The organism is Salinivibrio sp. VYel1, from assembly GCF_009377945.1.
Classification (GTDB): domain Bacteria; phylum Pseudomonadota; class Gammaproteobacteria; order Enterobacterales; family Vibrionaceae; genus Salinivibrio; species Salinivibrio siamensis.
The window spans coordinates 37,145-54,361 of the sequence record NZ_RSAM01000009.1; the positions used below are offsets into that span (position 1 = coordinate 37,145).

Consider the following 17,217-nt stretch of genomic DNA (forward strand, 5'->3'; position numbering starts at 1 on the left):
CTTTTTTATTTATTCTCCCTCTTCAACCGGCTCACTTTCTTCTTGGATCTCCAGCAATGTTGACGCGATGGCCACAAAATCACTGTCGGTGATGATCCCAACCAAACGTTGGTGCTTCACCACCGGTAAGCAGCCTATTTTACGCTCGAGCATGGTTAGCGCCGCGGCCCGTAGTGACGCCCCGGGGTCGACTGTGACCAGTTGCCGCTCGATAAAGTGTGATAAGGGAGTATGGATCTGGTGATCGCCATTGGTCGTTTTGCCTAGTGAAGAGGCTTGTGCTGACAGCACATCTCTTTGTGTGACCAGTCCTAACAAACGCTCATCATCGTCAACGATGGGGAGATGGCGAAAGCGCTCGGCGCGCATTAAACGGTGCGCGTCATCCAGGGTATGGTCAGGGCTAAGCGTGTGTGGATGCCGGGTCATCATATCATCAACAATAAACATGGCACCTCCTTGTCATCAGTACACAGGGATACTTTTACTGTAGTGCAGTTGTACCGGGTTAGGCGTGATATGCATCAAGATAACTACGCGCATCGAGGCAAATGTTGTGTTCATTGGCGCCTGTGTAAACGATGCCTGAATCAAGCATCCAGCTTGCTTGATCTTCACGGTGGGCTACCTATACTAGCGGCCTGCTTTTTATCTAGGCAAATGTCATGCAATTATCCGATTTTCACTTTGAACTCCCCGATGAGTTAATTGCACGCTATCCGCAACCGGATCGCAGTGCAAGTCGCTTATTGTCACTCGATGGCACAAGCGGTGAGGTGGTACATCGTCAGTTTAAGGATATCCTCGATCTGGTTGAGCCAGGGGATTTGATGGTGTTCAACAACACGCGTGTGATCCCCGCGCGCGTGTATGGTCGCAAAGCGTCGGGAGGTAAAATAGAGGTGCTGGTGGAGCGTGTGCTCGACGAACGTCGTTTCCTCGCCCATGTGCGCGCCTCTAAAGCACCTAAACCCGGCGCCGAATTATTCCTCGGCGATGACGGACAGGTCCCAGCAAAGATGGTGGCACGCCATGATGCTCTGTTCGAAATCCAGCTACACGACGATAAAGGCGTGGTAGATACGCTTAACGACATCGGCCATATGCCGTTGCCGCCATACATCGACCGCCCAGATGAAGAGAGCGATAAAGAACGCTATCAAACCGTGTATAACCAAAAGCCTGGGGCCGTCGCTGCGCCAACGGCGGGGTTACACTTTGACGATGCCATTATGGCAGCGCTTAAAGAAAAAGGCGTCAATATTGCTTTTGTCACCTTGCACGTGGGAGCCGGAACGTTCCAACCGGTTCGGGTCGACAACATTGAAGAGCACACCATGCATGCTGAGTATGCTGAAGTGCCGCAAGAGGTGGTCGATGCGGTCAATCAAACGCGAGCACAAGGCAAGCGGGTGATTGCGGTGGGAACCACCTCGGTGCGTTCACTGGAAAGTGCGGCACAGGCGGCCAAGCAAAAAGGTGAGCCACTGTCCCCGTTTTTTAATGACACCCAGATTTTTATCTATCCGGGGTATGAATGGCAGCTAGTGGATGTATTGGTGACCAATTTTCACTTGCCGGAATCCACCTTGATCATGTTGGTAAGCGCGTTTGCCGGTTACCAGCATACCATGGCCGCTTATCGTGCGGCGGTTGAAGAACGCTATCGCTTTTTCAGCTATGGCGATGCCATGTTTATTACCCGTCAGCACCACTGACGACATGATGAGAACACGGGCTCTTATGTCCGTGTGCGCTATGCTTGCGGCAGGGTAAACCTGTTAGCATAAGACACACGCCAGACTGTTTCTCTGGCACTGAGGAGGATTCGTGGAATACGAACTGAAAAAAACCGACGGACGCGCCCGCCGTGGCCGCTTAATCTTTGAACGCGGCACTGTGGAAACGCCGGCTTTTATGCCGGTGGGTACCTATGGCACCGTCAAAGGGATGACGCCTGAAGAAGTGAAAGGGACTGGGGCGGAGATCCTATTAGGGAACACTTTTCATCTATGGCTACGCCCAGGTCAGGAAATTATGCGACTGCACGGGGATTTGCATGACTTTATGCAGTGGCATGGCCCTATTTTGACCGACTCTGGCGGTTTCCAAGTGTTCAGTTTGGGCGATATCCGTAAAATCACCGAAGAAGGGGTGCACTTTCGCAACCCAGTGAACGGCGATCGCATCTTTATGGACGCGGAAAAATCGATGGAGATCCAATATGACTTGGGATCAGACATCGTGATGATTTTTGATGAGTGTACGCCCTATCCTGCCACGCATGACGAAGCGAAAAAGTCGATGGAGATGTCACTACGCTGGGCAAAACGTAGCCGCAATCACTTTGACAAATTAGGTAACAAAAATGCCTTGTTTGGTATTGTACAAGGCGGCGTGTACGAGGACTTGCGAGATGTATCTGTAGAAGGTCTTACCGAGATCGGTTTTGATGGGTATGCCGTTGGCGGCCTAGCGGTCGGAGAGCCGAAAGAAGACATGCACCGGATCTTGGAGCACACTTGTCCACAGCTGCCAGAGGATAAACCGCGCTATCTGATGGGCGTAGGGAAACCTGAAGATTTGGTCGAAGGGGTTCGTCGTGGTGTCGACATGTTTGATTGTGTGATGCCGACACGAAACGCACGTAATGGCCACTTGTTTATTACTGGCGGTGTGATCAAGATCCGCAATGCGAAACATAAAAGTGATACCTCGCCTCTGGATCCCGAGTGTGACTGTTACACTTGCCGCCACTACAGCCGTGCTTACCTCTACCATTTAGACCGCTGTAATGAGATCCTAGGCGCGCGACTCAACACCATCCACAACTTACGCTACTATCAGCGCGTGATGGAAGGTTTGCGTAACGCGATTGACGAAGGTAGATTAGATGCCTTTGTAGCGGATTTCTACGCGCGTCGTGGCAAGGAAGTGCCGCCGCTCGATTAATTTCGAATTCAACAACTAGAACGAGGACGTGATTGAATGTTTATCTCACAAGCTCACGCAGCCGCTGAAGCCGCACCACAAGGTGGCGGAATGCAGCTTTTTATCATGCTTGGTCTCTTTGCGGTGATTTTTTACTTTATGATCTACCGCCCGCAATCTAAGCGTGTCAAAGAGCACAAAAACCTTATGGCATCTATGAGCAAAGGGGACGAAGTGCTAACCGGAGGTGGTTTAGTGGGTAAGATCACTCAAATCGCTGAAGACAATGACTTTATTGTGATTGCACTCAACGATAATAACGAAGTGACCATCAAAAAAGACTTCGTGACGGCAGTACTGCCTAAAGGTACTATCCAGTCTCTCTAATTCTCGCAACCATAAAGGATGCATGCTGTGCTAAACCGTTATCCTTTGTGGAAGTACATCATGGTGCTAATAACACTGGTTATTGGCATCGTGTATGCGCTTCCCAATTTATACGGTGAAGATCCAGCAGTACAAATTTCCGGGGCGCGTGGCGCCTCGGTAGATATGACTGCGTTGGACTCCATCAAACAGACCCTCGAATCGAACGACCTTTCCTACCAATCCATTGCGCTCGAAGACGGTACCGTCTTAGCCCGCTTTAAAGACACGGAAGCACAAATCAGTGCCCGTGATGCCTTGATGTCGCGTTTCGACAGTGATGACTATGTTGTTGCCTTAAACTTGGCGCCTGCAACGCCATCGTGGCTGGATACGCTGGGTGCTACCCCGATGAAGCTTGGCCTAGACCTACGTGGTGGGGTGCACTTCCTGATGGAAGTGGACATGGATGCAGCATTAGAAAAGCTGATCACCCAGCAAGAAGACAGCTTCCGCACCGACTTACGTGAAGCGCGTATCCGTTATCGTGGTTTACGAATAGAAGATAACACCCGTGTTGTGGTGAATCTGCGTAATGCCGAAGACACCAATAAAGCGCTAGAACTGCTCTCGAACAACTACCTCGACATGAACTTTTCTGTCGATGAAGATGAAGGGCGATTAGCCGCGGTTTACAAAGAAGAGCGCCTCAAAGAGATTCGTAACTACGCGGTGGCGCAAAACATTACCATTCTGCGCAACCGTGTGAATGAACTGGGTGTGGCCGAGCCTTTGGTGCAACGTCAGGGCGCAAGCCGTATTGTGGTTGAACTCCCCGGTGTGCAAGACACGGCACGCGCGAAAGAAATTCTTGGTGCCACCGCGACCTTGGAATTCCGCGAAGTGGATCAGGACGCTGACCTATCTGCCGCCATGGCAGGCCGCGTGCCACCGGGCAGCGAGTTGATGCGTACTCGAGATGGCCGTCCCGCCGTGCTGAAAAAGCGGGTCATTTTGACGGGCTCACACATTACTGACGCCAGCTCCTCCCGCGATGAATACAGCCGACCACAAGTTAACATCTCTCTCGACAGTGAGGGTGGTGACAAAATGGCGGACTTCAGTAAGCGCAATATTGGTGAGCTGATGGCCACCGTGTTTGCAGAATACAAAGACAGTGGCGAGCGTGACGAAGACGGCAAAGTGATCTTGGAAAAACACGAAGAAGTGATTAACCAAGCCACGATCCAGTCTGCTTTGGGACGTAATTTCCGCATTACCGGCATTGATTCTGCCGCCGAAGCACATAACTTGGCGCTGCTGCTGCGCGCAGGTGCCTTGATTGCGCCTATCTCGATTGTTGAAGAGCGCACCATTGGTCCATCAATGGGTCAGCAAAATATCAACATGGGTGTGCAAGCCTGTATCTGGGGCTTGGTGGCGGTGATGCTCTTCACCTTGATTTACTATCGTCGCTTTGGTCTGTTTGCCAACTGTGCCTTGCTCGCCAATATCATCTTGATCATCGGTATTATGTCTCTGATCCCAGGGGCGACCATGACACTGCCTGGTATTGCCGGTATCGTCTTGACAGTGGGGATGGCGGTCGATGCCAACGTGCTGATTTTTGAGCGGATCCGCGAAGAAATCCACGAAGGACGCAATCCTCAACATGCAATCGACCGTGGTTATTCTAACGCGTTTAGTACCATCGCCGATGCCAATATCACCACGCTGATCACCGCAATCATCTTGTTTGCTGTGGGAACAGGCGCGATAAAAGGCTTCGCGGTGACACTGTCGATCGGTATTTTGACCTCGATGTTTACCGCCATCATTGGTACGCGTGCACTGGTTAATCTGGTGTACGGCGGTAAGCGCGTCAAGAAGCTGTCGATTTAAGGGAGTCCAAGCATGTTTCAAATATTTAAACCGGACATGTCGATCAACTTTATGCGTTGGTCTAAATTGGCCTTCGTGTTGTCCATCGCCATGATTGCCGCGTCTGTCGTCACCCTATCCACTAAGTGGCTTAACTGGGGGCTCGACTTTACCGGTGGTACCTTGATAGAAGTGGGCTTTGAACAGCCCGCTGACTTACCGCAAATTCGTGAGTCACTGGCGGCTGACGGCTTTGGTGACGCCGTGGTACAAAACTTCGGTAGTGCCACTGATGTGATGGTGCGCCTGCGTCCGCGTGATGATATGGAAGGCGAAAACCTCGGTAACGAGGTGCTCAATGCCATCAAAACAGGTACGGGTGACCAGGTAGAAATGCGCCGCATCGAGTTTGTTGGCCCGAATGTGGGTGACGAGCTGACCGAAGCGGGTGGATTGGCGATCATCATCGCGCTGGTCTGTATCCTGATCTACGTGTCGTTCCGTTTCGAGTGGCGCTTGGCGGCTGGCGCGGTGATGGCACTGGCGCACGATGTGATCATTACCTTGGGTATTTTCTCCTTGTTCCAAGTCGAAGTGGACTTGACCATCGTCGCTGCGTTGCTGACGGTGGTGGGGTACTCGTTGAACGATACCATCGTGGTGTTCGACCGTATTCGTGAAAACTTCCGTAAGCTGCGTAAAGGTGAGTCAGATGAAATCATTAATGCGTCTGTCTCTCAGACCCTGAGTCGAACCACCATTACCTCGGGCACGACTTTGTTTGTGGTGATTGCACTGTTCACCTTGGGTGGAACCATGATCCACGGCTTTGCGATGGCCTTGCTGATTGGTATCACTGTGGGTACCTACTCTTCAATCTACGTGGCGTCTGCTCTGGCATTGAAGCTGGGTATTGCGCGTGAGCACCTGTTGGTGCCAGAAGTGGAAAAAGAAGGGCAAGAGTTTGACGCGATGCCTTGATGCGCTCGCCCCGCGTCTGTTGCGGGGCGAATTGCACACTCGGTGTGCGTCGCAGCCAGTATGGCACTCTGTGTTAAAGAGACAGCCGATGATTTGACGGCATAAAAAAAGCGACGCTCACCGAGCGTCGCTTTTTTATACCCAGAGGGAAGCATTATTTTTTCATCGACTCAGGGGCGTTCTCGCGCACTTTGGCCAGCATGCCTTTTACGACGCGTGGTGCACCGCTTACCACGTTACCGCTACGCATGTAGTCGGTTCCGCCGTTAAAGTCGGTACAAATCGCCCCAGCTTCACGGGCAATCAATTCGCCTGCCGCGATATCCCACGGTTTCAGGCCAAGCTCAAAAAAGCCATCAACACGGCCTGCGGCCACATAGCAAAGATCCAACGCGGCAGAGCCGGTGCGACGGAAATCAGCACAATCAACGAATAACGCGCTCACGACCGCCATAAAGCCTTCAGCGTGTTGCTTTGCTTTGAAGGGGAAGCCCGTCGCTAAGATGGTGCCGTCGAGCTCTTTGGCGCTACCGGTACGAATACGCTTGTTATTGAGTTGTGCGCCAGCACCACGTTGTGCGGTGAATAGCTCATTACGGATAGGGTCGTAAACGCAGCCGATCTCAGTGCGGCCTTTAATACGCACCGCGATAGACACGCTGAAATGGGGAAAGTCGTTAACGAAGTTGGTGGTGCCATCCAGTGGGTCGATGATCCATTGATAGTCGCTATCTTTCCCTTCAGCCACGCCTGACTCTTCGCCAACGATGGTGTGGTCCGGGTAGGACTTTTTGATGATGTCGATGATGATTTGTTCTGCCGCTTTGTCGACATTAGTGACAAAGTCATTACTGCCTTTTTGCGCGGTTTCGATGTTGTCTCTGTTTTCTGCAGATTTGGCGATAAAGTCGCCAGCCTTCCGTGCAGCACGGACGGCGATGTTTAGCATCGGATGCATACGGTTTTCCCAACGGATGTTAAAGAACGAAAGCGGGGCGGAGTATAACAGAGCCAGAGCAAAAGGAAAGTGGGTATTTTTTGACCGTCGCGACGTCCGTGAACTGGCGCGACACGCTTAGCTGAGAAGTATTATCGATTGCACTGTGATAAACTGCGCAGATCTAACAGACACCTGCCCACCCCACCAAGGGTGCACAGCGTAAGAGACGAAAACAACATCATGCTAGATCAAATCCGCGTCGTATTGGTGGGAACTTCCCATTCCGGTAATATTGGCTCAGCCGCTAGGGCAATGAAAGTCATGGGGCTAAGCAATATGACCCTCGTGGCCCCCGAATGTGAAGTGGATGGCCAAGCCATTGCGTTGGCGGCCGGTGCCAGTGATATCGCCAACAATGCGCGGGTCGTCGGTACCTTAGAAGAGGCAGTGGCAGACTGTGGCCTTGTGGTGGGAACCAGTGCAAGAAGCCGGACACTCGAGTGGCCGATGCTCGATGCGCGCGAATGCGGTAAAAAGGCCGTGGAAGAGGCGAGTACTCACCCGGTGGCGATTGTCTTTGGTCGCGAGCGCACTGGCTTGACCAATGAAGAGCTGCAGACCTGCCATTATCATGTGTCGATTCCGTCCAACCCAGACTATAGCTCGTTGAACTTGGCGATGGCGGTACAAACCCTGTGCTATGAAATGCGCGTCGCTTGGTTAGACAGTCAAGCCTATCAAGGCCCCACGCTGGAACAAACCTACCCTTTAAATGAAGAGCTTTCACGGTTTTATCAGCACCTAGAAACGGTCCTTAGCAAAACCGGATTTATCCGTACTCAGCATCCCGGGATGGTGATGACCAAGTTACGTCGGCTCTTTAACCGAGCGCGACTTGAGAGCCAAGAGTTAAATATTTTACGGGGGGTGCTGTCATCCATCGAAAAAGTGACCCAACAAGCGGCATCGCGCGAGCAAAATACCGATAATCATCGCGCTCAGTGATCCTTTCAACCGAGCATGCGTAACTTAAGGTGAAAACCTGACAAAAATACTCAGGTAAATACTTGACCAAATTACTCGGGTATGTAACTATCTGAGCATCTATTCACCACAGGTAGCGTGTTATGAGATTGACTTCGAAAGGCCGTTATGCGGTTACCGCCATGCTCGATGTGGCGCTTCATGCCGAGCAGGGTCCTGTACCACTGGCGGACATCTCTGAGCGTCAAGGCATTTCCTTGTCTTATCTTGAGCAACTTTTTTCACGGCTCCGCAAGTCGGGGTTGGTGACAAGTGTACGTGGTCCCGGCGGCGGCTATCGCCTCGGTATTGCGGCAAGTGACATTGCCGTGGGGGCCGTGATTGCTGCCGTTGACGAATCTGTCGACGCGACCAAGTGCCAAGGTAAAGCGGATTGCCAAGGCGGCACCCGTTGTTTAACACATACTCTGTGGCACGACTTAAGTGCCCGAATTAGCGGCTTTTTAAACGACATCACGCTCGGTGAGCTGATGCATGATAACGAAGTGAAGCAAGTAGCAGATCGTCAGGACGCTAAACTGGATGCCTCATTGGCGCCCAGAAACACATTTAGCTCGAAGGTCAAACAAGATAGCGCCACCATAGGCGTGAACGTTCGCTCCTGATGACCAATGTCGGTGTAATTGGAGAAAAACATGAAATTGCCCATTTATTTTGATTATTCAGCCACGTGTCCGGTGGATCCGCGCGTTGCTGAAAAAATGAGTCAGTACCTGACCATGGACGGGTTTTTTGGTAACCCGGCCTCTCGTTCACACCGCTTTGGCTGGCAAGCAGAAGAAGCGGTTGATACAGCGCGTGAGAACATTGCCAATTACTGCAATGCCGACCCACGTGAGATCGTGTTTACCTCTGGCGCGACTGAGTCAGACAACTTGGCTATCAAAGGTATTGCTAATTTCTACTCCAAGAAAGGCAAGCACATTATTACCTGCAAAACAGAGCATAAAGCCGTGCTTGACCCTTGCCGTCAACTGGAGCGTGAAGGCTTTGAGGTGACGTATCTTGAGCCAGAAGAAAACGGCCTGGTCGATCTGAAGAAGCTCGAAGCGGCGATGCGTGATGACACGATTTTAGTGTCAATCATGCACGTGAATAACGAGATTGGCGTGATTCAAGATATCTCTGCGATTGGCGAGCTTTGTCGTGAACGTAAAATTATGTTCCACGTCGATGCGGCGCAGTCAGTGGGTAAAGTGCCACTGGACGTCAAAGAGATGAAAATCGATTTGATCTCGTTCAGCGCACACAAAGCGTACGGCCCTAAAGGCATTGGTGCCTTGTACGTTCGCCGTAAGCCACGCGTACGCATTGAAGCGCAAATGCATGGTGGTGGTCACGAGCGTGGTATGCGTTCAGGCACATTGCCTACTCACCAAATTGTGGGCATGGGTGAAGCGTTCCGTATCGCGAAAGAAGAGCGCGAGAAAGACTTCCAACATGCGCTGGCATTGCGCGAGCGTTTTTATGAAGGCGTGAAAGATTTAGAAGAAGTTTACGTCAATGGCGATTTGGAACAGCGTGTTCCACATAACCTAAACGTGAGCTTTGCCTTTGTTGAAGGCGAGTCATTGCTGATGGCACTGAAAGATCTGGCGGTATCGTCAGGGTCTGCGTGTACCTCAGCAAGCCTTGAACCTTCCTATGTGCTTCGTGCGCTTGGACGCGACGATGAGCTCGCACATAGCTCGCTGCGCTTCTCCTTTGGTCGCTTTACGACGGAAGAAGAAGTGGATTATGCGATTGAGAAAGTGCGTGAAGCAGTTAACAAGCTGCGTGAAATGTCACCACTTTGGGACATGTACAAAGACGGTATCGATCTAAGTACCGTTGAATGGGCGCACCACTAACTCGAATAACGCGCCAGCTGGCAACAGTGAGCAATCATATTGAGGAAACGATTATGGCTTACAGCGATAAAGTAATTGACCACTACGAAAACCCACGTAACGTTGGCTCGTTTGAGAAAGGCGACCCATCGGTTGGTAATGGCATGGTTGGTGCCCCTGCGTGTGGCGACGTCATGAAACTACAAATCAAGGTGAATGACGAAGGCATCATCGAAGACGCCAAGTTTAAAACATACGGCTGCGGCTCGGCGATTGCCTCGAGCTCACTGGTTACCGAGTGGGTGAAAGGCCGCTCGATTGACGACGCTGCTGCGATCAAAAATTCTGAGATCGCAGAAGAATTAGAGCTACCACCCGTCAAGGTGCACTGCTCTATCTTGGCGGAAGACGCCATTAAAGCGGCGGTCAGTGATTACAAGAAAAAACACCAGCAGTAAAACGAAGGGGTTGTTGATATATGGCTATTACCATGACACAGGCGGCAGCAGATCGCGTCAGAGCGTTTCTCAATAACCGTGGCAAAGGCATTGGCTTGCGCCTGGGCGTGAGAACGTCAGGGTGTTCAGGCATGGCCTATGTACTCGAATTTGCGGATGAGCTGCAAGAAGGCGATCAGGTTTTTGAGTACGATGATGTCAAGGTAATCGTCGATGGTAAGAGCTTGCTCTATCTCGAAGGGACAGAGCTGGATTTTGTTAAAGAAGGCCTGAATGAAGGTTTTCAATTCAACAACCCTAACGTGAGTAGTGAATGTGGTTGTGGCGAAAGCTTCAACGTGTAATCCGTGAGAGCACATGAATCATTTTGAACTTTTCGAGCTACCGTATCAGTTTGAGCTGGACGGTAGCTCGCTTTCTTCAACGTTTCGGGAATTGCAACGTCAGTACCATCCCGATAATGTTGCTAGCCAAGACGAGAAAACCCGTCTGCAGGCGGTACAGAAAGCATCGCAAGTGAATGACGCGTTTCAGACGTTAAAAGATCCGGTTCGACGCGCTGAGTATATGCTGACGTTGCAAGGTATTGACTTAAAAGACGAACAGCAAACCATGCAGGATCCTGAGTTCCTGATGCAGCAAATGACGTTGCGTGAGGAGCTCGAGTCGATTACCGATAGCCAAGATGAAGCGGCGCTGTTTGATTTTGGTGAAAAAGCCCAGTCACTCTACGACGCATTGATTCTAGAGGTTAAACAGGCATTGGCTGCGTCACAGTGGCAAGAGGCCGCCGTGATTGTGCGTAAACTCAAGTTCGCAGAAAAGCTTCGCCATGAAGTGGAGCGTGTCGAAGATCAGCTGATGAGTTGATCGCCCTTTCGCCTGTCAACGCAGTAAAGTTTAAGGATTAGACATGGCACTGTTACAAATTTCAGAGCCCGGTCAAAGTGCCGCGCCGCATGAGCACAAGCACGCGGTCGGCATCGATTTGGGTACCACCAACACCTTGGTGGCCACGGTACGAAGCGGTACCGCAACCACCTTGAACGACGAACAAGATCGACCACTGATCCCTTCTGTGGTCCATTACGGTGATGATGCCATTTCCGTGGGCTATGACGCCCTCCCACACGTGCAAACGGATAGCGCCAATACCTTGGTGTCTGTCAAACGCATGATGGGGCGTTCATTAGACGATGTGCAAGCCCGTTATCCGCAACTTCCTTATCAGTTTTCACAAACCGAAAATGGCTTGCCACAAGTGGAAACCCGCCGTGGCGCGATTAACCCAGTGCAGGGCTCGTCCGATATCTTACGCACCGTTCGCGAACGTGCGGAAAAAAGTTTGGGCGACGCGCTTGAAGGTGTGGTGATCACCGTACCCGCTTATTTTGATGACGCACAACGTGCGGGGACTAAAGATGCGGCGAAGCTGGCAGGCCTAAACGTGCTGCGTTTGCTTAACGAGCCTACCGCTGCGGCGATTGCTTATGGCCTTGATTCGGGCCAAGAAGGGGTGATTGCGGTCTATGACCTAGGTGGCGGCACCTTTGATATCTCGATTCTACGCTTGTCTCAGGGCGTGTTTGAGGTCATGGCGACCGGCGGCGATTCCGCATTGGGCGGAGACGACTTTGACCATCTACTCGAGCAATGGATCTGTGAGCAAGCCGGGTTTGACACCCTCAGTGGCGATCAGCGCCGTACCGTGCTGCACGCCGCCACGCAGGCGAAAATTGCCCTTTCTTCTGCTGACAGCGCGTCCATCGATGTGCTGGGGTGGCAAGGCGAGTTGAGCCGTGAAACGTTCGATCAATTGGTTGCTCCACTTATTAAGAAAACCTTGATGTCATGCCGCCGCGCATTAAAAGATGCCGGTGTCAGTGCCGATGAGGTGCTGGAAGTCGTGATGGTGGGCGGTTCTACCCGTGTTCCCGCCGTGCGTGAACAGGTTGGTACGTTTTTCGGTCGCGAGCCACTGACCAGCATCGATCCAGATAAAGTGGTTGCCGTTGGCGCCGCGACACAAGCTGATATTTTGGTGGGCAACAAACCAGACTCTGACATGTTGCTGTTAGATGTGATCCCGCTTTCTCTTGGTATCGAAACCATGGGCGGTTTGGTGGAGAAAATTATCCCACGCAACACCACCATTCCTGTGGCAAAAGCGCAAGAATTCACCACGTTTAAAGATGGCCAAACCGGCATGAAAGTGCATGTGGTACAAGGTGAGCGTGAAATGGTAGACGATTGCCGCTCATTAGCACGTTTTAGCCTCAAAGGCATCCCACCGATGACGGCGGGGGCGGCCCATGTTCGCGTGACTTATCAAGTAGATGCTGATGGCTTGTTGTCCGTGACGGCGATGGAAAAATCCACCGAAGTGGAAGCGTCTATCCAAGTGAAGCCCTCTTATGGCTTGAGTGATGATGAGATTGCCACCATGATCAAATCGTCATTTACCCATGCGGAAGAAGACAAAGATGCCCGCTACTTGGCGGAGCAGCGTGTGGAAGCCGATCGTGTGATCGAAGGCTTGCTGGTTGCCATGCAACAAGACGGGGATAACCTGCTCAACCCTGATGAGCAGCAAGCTTTGGTGAAAGAAATAGAAGCCTTGATTGCCTTGCGCAACGGTGATGATGGCGCCGCCATTGAAGCCGGGATCAAAGCATTAGACAAAGCCAGCCAGACCTTTGCGGCACGCCGCATGGATCAATCGATTCGTCATGCGTTGGCCGGCCAATCCATTGATGAGGTGTAATCATGCCTAAGATTATTGTTCTGCCGCACCACGAGTTATGCCCAGAAGGTGCGGAATTGGAAGCGAAAGAAGGGGAAACAGTCCTCGACGTGGCGTTGAAAAATGGCATTGGCATTGAACACGCGTGTGAAAAGTCGTGTGCGTGTACCACCTGCCATGTGGTGATCCGTGAAGGGTTCGACTCGTTAGACGAAAGTGATGAGCTAGAAGATGACATGCTCGACAAAGCGTGGGGGCTTGAGCCGGAGTCTCGCTTGGGTTGCCAAGCAAAAATTACCGATGAAGATTTGGTGGTTGAGATCCCGCGCTATACCTTGAATCACGCAGCCGAAAACCATTAATCCAAGGCTGTAACGGACGGAGAAGCAAGATGAGCTTAAAATGGACAGACTCGCTCGATATTGCAATCGAGCTTTGTGACGCCTACCCAGATGTCGATCCAACAACGGTTCGTTTTACTGATTTGCATCAGTGGATCACTGAACTGGATGATTTTGACGATGACCCAGAGCGTTCCAATGAGCGCATCCTCGAGGCGATCATCATGTGCTGGATGGATGAGCGAGACTGAGGGCTAGCTCTCGCGAGTGATTGATAATACTTGTGTTATCGTCTCCGGCTCGGCACAGTACCTGTGGCCAATAAAACATACATTCAAAGCGGGCCAATGGGCTCGCTTTTTTCATATCGCTGAGGCGTCCAGGCGTTTGTCTGAGAGCCCAGTGAGACACGCTGTACAGTAAAAGCAGCGAGACAGTACAAGGAGTGCAATATGTCAGATTCATTAAACGTTATCCTGTCGCATCAGCCGGCGGCGCCACAGTGGGGCGATAACGCGCTGGTCTCCTTTGACGCTGACAACGCGGTGATCCATGTGTCGAGCGATGCCAACCCGCGAGACAAGGTGCAACAAGCGGCGCGCAAGCTTGAAGGGCAAGGTGTGCCTGCGCTGACACTCACAGGAGAACACTGGGATCTTGAATTAGTCTGGGCGTTCTACCAAGGGCTTCGTGGCCCCAAAAATAAGGTCGCCTTTACGCAGACCGTGTTGAACGATGCCGATACGCAAGAGTTCGAGCTTCGACAGACCGTGGGTGACTGGGTACGCGATATTATCAACCAAACGGCAGAAGAAGTTGGGCCACATCAGTTAGTGGCGCGTGCAGGGGAGTTTGTTAAGTCCATGGCCCCCGACCAAGTCACTTATAAAATCATTTCCGGTACCGACCTGTTAGAAAAAGGCTGGAATGGCATTTATACCGTCGGTCGTGGCTCGGCGCGCAAACCGACCATGTTACAACTTGACTATAACCCTACAGGCGATCCGGACGCGCCTGTGTATGCCTGTTTGGTGGGGAAAGGGATCACCTTTGATTCTGGGGGCTACAGCATTAAAGGCTCCGACTTTATGACCACCATGAAAGCGGACATGGGCGGCTCAGCGACAGCGACCGGGGCGCTGGCGATGGCGATTGCCAAGGGGCTGAATAAACGCGTTAAACTGGTACTCTGCTGTGCCGAGAACATGATCTCAAGCAGTGCTTACAAGTTGGGTGATATTATCACGTACAAAAATGGCGTGACCGTTGAAGTGCTCAATACCGATGCAGAAGGGCGCTTGGTGCTCGCTGATGGCCTGATGTACGCCAGTGAACAAAAACCTGAACTTCTGATTGATTGTGCCACGCTCACCGGATCGGCAAAAGCCGCGTTGGGTAATGACTATCATGCGCTGTTTAGTTTCGACGATGAGCTCGCACACCGTACGCTTGACGCGGCACAAAAAGAAGGCGAGGGCATGTGGCCGTTGCCATTGGCCGAGTTCCATCGCCAGCTGCTGCCTTCCTCGTTTGCGGATATTGCCAATGCATCCATGGGGGCGTACATGCCAGGTGCGAGCACCGCGGCGGCGTTCCTTTCCTACTTTGTTGAGGATTATCAAAAAGGCTGGATGCACATTGATTGCTCTGGCACTTACCGCAAAGCGGCCAATGATAAATGGGCCGTGGGCGCGACCGGAATGGGCGTGAAAACCTTAGCGCGTGTATTGCTCGACCAAGCGAAATAGACCTGTGACACCTTGGGTGAAAGGTTAACAAAATTTTGTGTGAGTTAACGCTTCACCCGATTGGTCATAGGGACACGCGAGGAAATTTGCTAGGGTAGGCGCGTTGTTGCCCCTAGCGGGCCAGATTCAGACAGTGAAAGGACAAGCGAATGACCATTGAACGCACTTTTTCTATCGTTAAACCTGATGCCGTAGAGCGTAATTTAATTGGCACGCTTTATCAGCGTATCGAAAGTGCAGGTTTGCGTATCGTGGCGGCGAAAATGCTCCATCTTAGCAAAGAGCAGGCAGAAGGATTTTATGCCGAGCACCAAGGGAAGCCTTTCTTTGAATCCTTGGTTGGGTTCATGACGTCAGGCCCTATCATGGTGCAAGTACTAGAAGGCGAGAGCGCGATTAGCCGCTACCGTGAGTTGATGGGAAAAACCAACCCAGAAGAAGCAGCGTGTGGCACATTGCGCGCTGACTATGCGGAAAGCATGCAATATAACTCAGTGCATGGCTCTGATAGCCCTGCGTCTGCAGAGCGCGAAATCGCGTACTTTTTTACCGCGGATGAAATTCATCCTCGCTGCTAAATCAAACACCTGCTTTTTAATCTTCAAAAAGAGGCGTCAGCCTCTTTTTTTCTGCCTATCGAAATCAGACAACCACATTGAATAACCCCGCTGTTAGAGAGTGGAAACTGTGATCTAAAGCCTGTACAATTTCGCGCCTTAAGCGCGTCCCGAGGAGATATCTTGGCTATGATCAAGGTAAGACATCGGCACGCGTGAGGCGATGATTCAGTCTTACCACCTAGCTAGTTCTTACGAGGCAACCCCCAATGACGACAGAGAAAGTTAATCTGCTTGATTTTGACAGGCAAGGATTGCGTGCCTACTTCGCTGATGAGCTCGGCGAAAAAGCCTTCCGTGCTGACCAAGTCATGAAGTGGATGTATCACTTTGGTTGCGACGACTTCGATGAAATGAACAACATCAACAAGAAGTTGCGTGAGAAGCTCAAGCGGGTGGCAGAAATTAAAGCCCCAGAAGTCAGTGAAGCGCATTACTCCCAAGATGGCACCATCAAATGGGCAATGCGTGTGGGCGGTCAAGACGTGGAAACCGTATATATCCCCGAAGATGATCGGGCGACACTGTGTGTCTCCTCTCAGGTAGGCTGTGCGCTTGATTGCAAGTTCTGCTCAACCGGGGCACAAGGTTTTAACCGCAACTTGCGTGTGTCTGAGATCATCGGGCAGGTGTGGCGTGCGTCGAAAGAGATCGGCATTGAGAAAGAGACGGGCCGTCGTCCGATCACTAACGTGGTGATGATGGGCATGGGAGAGCCGCTGCTCAACATGAAAAACCTTCTCCCTTCTCTGAATTTGATGCTCGACGACAATGCTTATGGCTTATCTAAGCGCCGAGTCACCGTGTCGACATCGGGCGTGGTCTCTGGCTTGGAGCAAATGATTGGCAAAATCGATGTCGCCTTGGCTATCTCACTGCATGCGCCGAACGATGAGCTACGTAGCCAAATCATGCCAATTAACGATCGTTGGGATATCGAGGCCTTTTTGGATGCGGTACACCGTTATATCGCAACCTCAAATGCCAACCGCGGCCGTGTGACGGTAGAATATATCTTGCTGGATCATGTCAATGACTACATGGAGCATGCGCGCCAACTCGCAGAGCTATTAAAAGACACCCCAGCGAAGATTAACCTGATCCCATTTAACCCGTATCCTGGATCACCGTTCAACAAACCGAGTAATTCTCGTATTGATAGGTTTATGAAAACCTTGATGGAATACGACTTTACGGTGACGGTACGTAAAACACGAGGCGATGACATTGACGCAGCGTGTGGCCAACTAGCCGGTGACATTGTCGACCGAACTAAGCGTGCCGAGAAGCGACTGGGCGCACAGGAGGTGATCCCTGTTCGACCCGTCTAAATGAGAT

19 protein-coding genes are annotated in these 17,217 nt (G+C 51.6%); 17 read left to right on the forward strand and 2 right to left on the reverse strand.

Going from position 1 to position 17,217, the window contains the following annotated elements; all coding sequences use genetic code 11:
• Positions 1 to 9: 9 nt before the first annotated feature.
• Positions 10 to 450, reverse strand: a complete 441-nt coding sequence (locus EHW58_RS09865) for a CBS domain-containing protein (protein WP_046075019.1) — start codon at positions 448 to 450, stop codon at positions 10 to 12.
• A 215-nt stretch (positions 451 to 665) separates the two neighbouring features.
• Here EHW58_RS09865 and queA point away from each other — a divergent pair, with 215 nt between their 5' ends.
• From queA to secF, 5 genes are all read left to right on the forward strand, one after another.
• The gene (gene queA / locus EHW58_RS09870) at positions 666 to 1,718 is read left to right on the forward strand and encodes a tRNA preQ1(34) S-adenosylmethionine ribosyltransferase-isomerase QueA (RefSeq protein WP_077579560.1); all 1,053 of its coding nucleotides are present in this window, start codon (positions 666 to 668) and stop codon (positions 1,716 to 1,718) included.
• A 112-nt stretch (positions 1,719 to 1,830) separates the two neighbouring features.
• A complete protein-coding gene (tgt, locus tag EHW58_RS09875; RefSeq protein ID WP_077579559.1) occupies positions 1,831 to 2,952 on the forward strand; it encodes a tRNA guanosine(34) transglycosylase Tgt in 1,122 nt (373 codons plus the stop codon).
• Positions 2,953 to 2,988: 36 nt separating this feature from the next.
• The gene (gene yajC / locus EHW58_RS09880; RefSeq protein ID WP_046075016.1) at positions 2,989 to 3,318 is read left to right on the forward strand and encodes a preprotein translocase subunit YajC; all 330 of its coding nucleotides are present in this window, start codon (positions 2,989 to 2,991) and stop codon (positions 3,316 to 3,318) included.
• Between the two features lie 27 nt (positions 3,319 to 3,345).
• Positions 3,346 to 5,199: a protein translocase subunit SecD gene (gene secD / locus EHW58_RS09885; RefSeq protein ID WP_077665915.1), complete on the forward strand. Its 1,854-nt coding sequence runs from the start codon at positions 3,346 to 3,348 to the stop codon at positions 5,197 to 5,199.
• 12 nt (positions 5,200 to 5,211) lie between these two features.
• Positions 5,212 to 6,159, forward strand: a complete 948-nt coding sequence (secF, locus tag EHW58_RS09890) for a protein translocase subunit SecF (protein ID WP_046075014.1) — start codon at positions 5,212 to 5,214, stop codon at positions 6,157 to 6,159.
• Positions 6,160 to 6,313: 154 nt separating this feature from the next.
• Here secF and suhB read toward each other — a convergent pair whose 3' ends face one another.
• Complete coding sequence (gene suhB / locus EHW58_RS09895) at positions 6,314 to 7,117, reverse strand: inositol-1-monophosphatase (RefSeq protein WP_046075013.1); 804 nt, start codon at positions 7,115 to 7,117, stop codon at positions 6,314 to 6,316.
• A gap of 222 nt (positions 7,118 to 7,339) precedes the next feature.
• Between suhB and trmJ the strand changes: the two genes are divergently transcribed.
• The 12 genes from trmJ to EHW58_RS09955 all read left to right on the forward strand — a co-directional run bounded on the left by trmJ (position 7,340) and on the right by EHW58_RS09955 (position 17,210).
• A complete protein-coding gene (gene trmJ, locus EHW58_RS09900; protein ID WP_046075012.1) occupies positions 7,340 to 8,104 on the forward strand; it encodes a tRNA (cytosine(32)/uridine(32)-2'-O)-methyltransferase TrmJ in 765 nt (254 codons plus the stop codon).
• A 122-nt stretch (positions 8,105 to 8,226) separates the two neighbouring features.
• Complete coding sequence (iscR, locus tag EHW58_RS09905; RefSeq protein WP_077579558.1) at positions 8,227 to 8,748, forward strand: Fe-S cluster assembly transcriptional regulator IscR; 522 nt, start codon at positions 8,227 to 8,229, stop codon at positions 8,746 to 8,748.
• 30 nt (positions 8,749 to 8,778) lie between these two features.
• Positions 8,779 to 9,993, forward strand: a complete 1,215-nt coding sequence (locus EHW58_RS09910) for an IscS subfamily cysteine desulfurase (protein WP_046075010.1) — start codon at positions 8,779 to 8,781, stop codon at positions 9,991 to 9,993.
• Positions 9,994 to 10,046: 53 nt separating this feature from the next.
• Positions 10,047 to 10,430 (forward strand): Fe-S cluster assembly scaffold IscU, encoded by a 384-nt coding sequence (gene iscU / locus EHW58_RS09915; protein WP_046075009.1) that lies wholly within the window; start codon positions 10,047 to 10,049, stop codon positions 10,428 to 10,430.
• Between the two features lie 20 nt (positions 10,431 to 10,450).
• A complete protein-coding gene (iscA, locus tag EHW58_RS09920) occupies positions 10,451 to 10,774 on the forward strand; it encodes an iron-sulfur cluster assembly protein IscA (RefSeq protein WP_046075008.1) in 324 nt (107 codons plus the stop codon).
• Between the two features lie 13 nt (positions 10,775 to 10,787).
• A complete protein-coding gene (gene hscB / locus EHW58_RS09925; protein ID WP_046075007.1) occupies positions 10,788 to 11,300 on the forward strand; it encodes a co-chaperone HscB in 513 nt (170 codons plus the stop codon).
• 43 nt (positions 11,301 to 11,343) lie between these two features.
• Positions 11,344 to 13,194, forward strand: a complete 1,851-nt coding sequence (gene hscA / locus EHW58_RS09930; protein ID WP_077606519.1) for a Fe-S protein assembly chaperone HscA — start codon at positions 11,344 to 11,346, stop codon at positions 13,192 to 13,194.
• Positions 13,195 to 13,196: 2 nt separating this feature from the next.
• Positions 13,197 to 13,535: an ISC system 2Fe-2S type ferredoxin gene (fdx, locus tag EHW58_RS09935; RefSeq protein WP_046075005.1), complete on the forward strand. Its 339-nt coding sequence runs from the start codon at positions 13,197 to 13,199 to the stop codon at positions 13,533 to 13,535.
• A 29-nt stretch (positions 13,536 to 13,564) separates the two neighbouring features.
• Positions 13,565 to 13,765, forward strand: a complete 201-nt coding sequence (iscX, locus tag EHW58_RS09940; RefSeq protein ID WP_046075004.1) for a Fe-S cluster assembly protein IscX — start codon at positions 13,565 to 13,567, stop codon at positions 13,763 to 13,765.
• Positions 13,766 to 13,966: 201 nt separating this feature from the next.
• Positions 13,967 to 15,262: an aminopeptidase PepB gene (gene pepB / locus EHW58_RS09945; RefSeq protein ID WP_077606520.1), complete on the forward strand. Its 1,296-nt coding sequence runs from the start codon at positions 13,967 to 13,969 to the stop codon at positions 15,260 to 15,262.
• Between the two features lie 149 nt (positions 15,263 to 15,411).
• Complete coding sequence (gene ndk / locus EHW58_RS09950) at positions 15,412 to 15,840, forward strand: nucleoside-diphosphate kinase (protein ID WP_077579555.1); 429 nt, start codon at positions 15,412 to 15,414, stop codon at positions 15,838 to 15,840.
• A 248-nt stretch (positions 15,841 to 16,088) separates the two neighbouring features.
• Complete coding sequence (locus tag EHW58_RS09955) at positions 16,089 to 17,210, forward strand: bifunctional tRNA (adenosine(37)-C2)-methyltransferase TrmG/ribosomal RNA large subunit methyltransferase RlmN (protein ID WP_046075001.1); 1,122 nt, start codon at positions 16,089 to 16,091, stop codon at positions 17,208 to 17,210.
• Positions 17,211 to 17,217 lie beyond the last annotated feature (7 nt).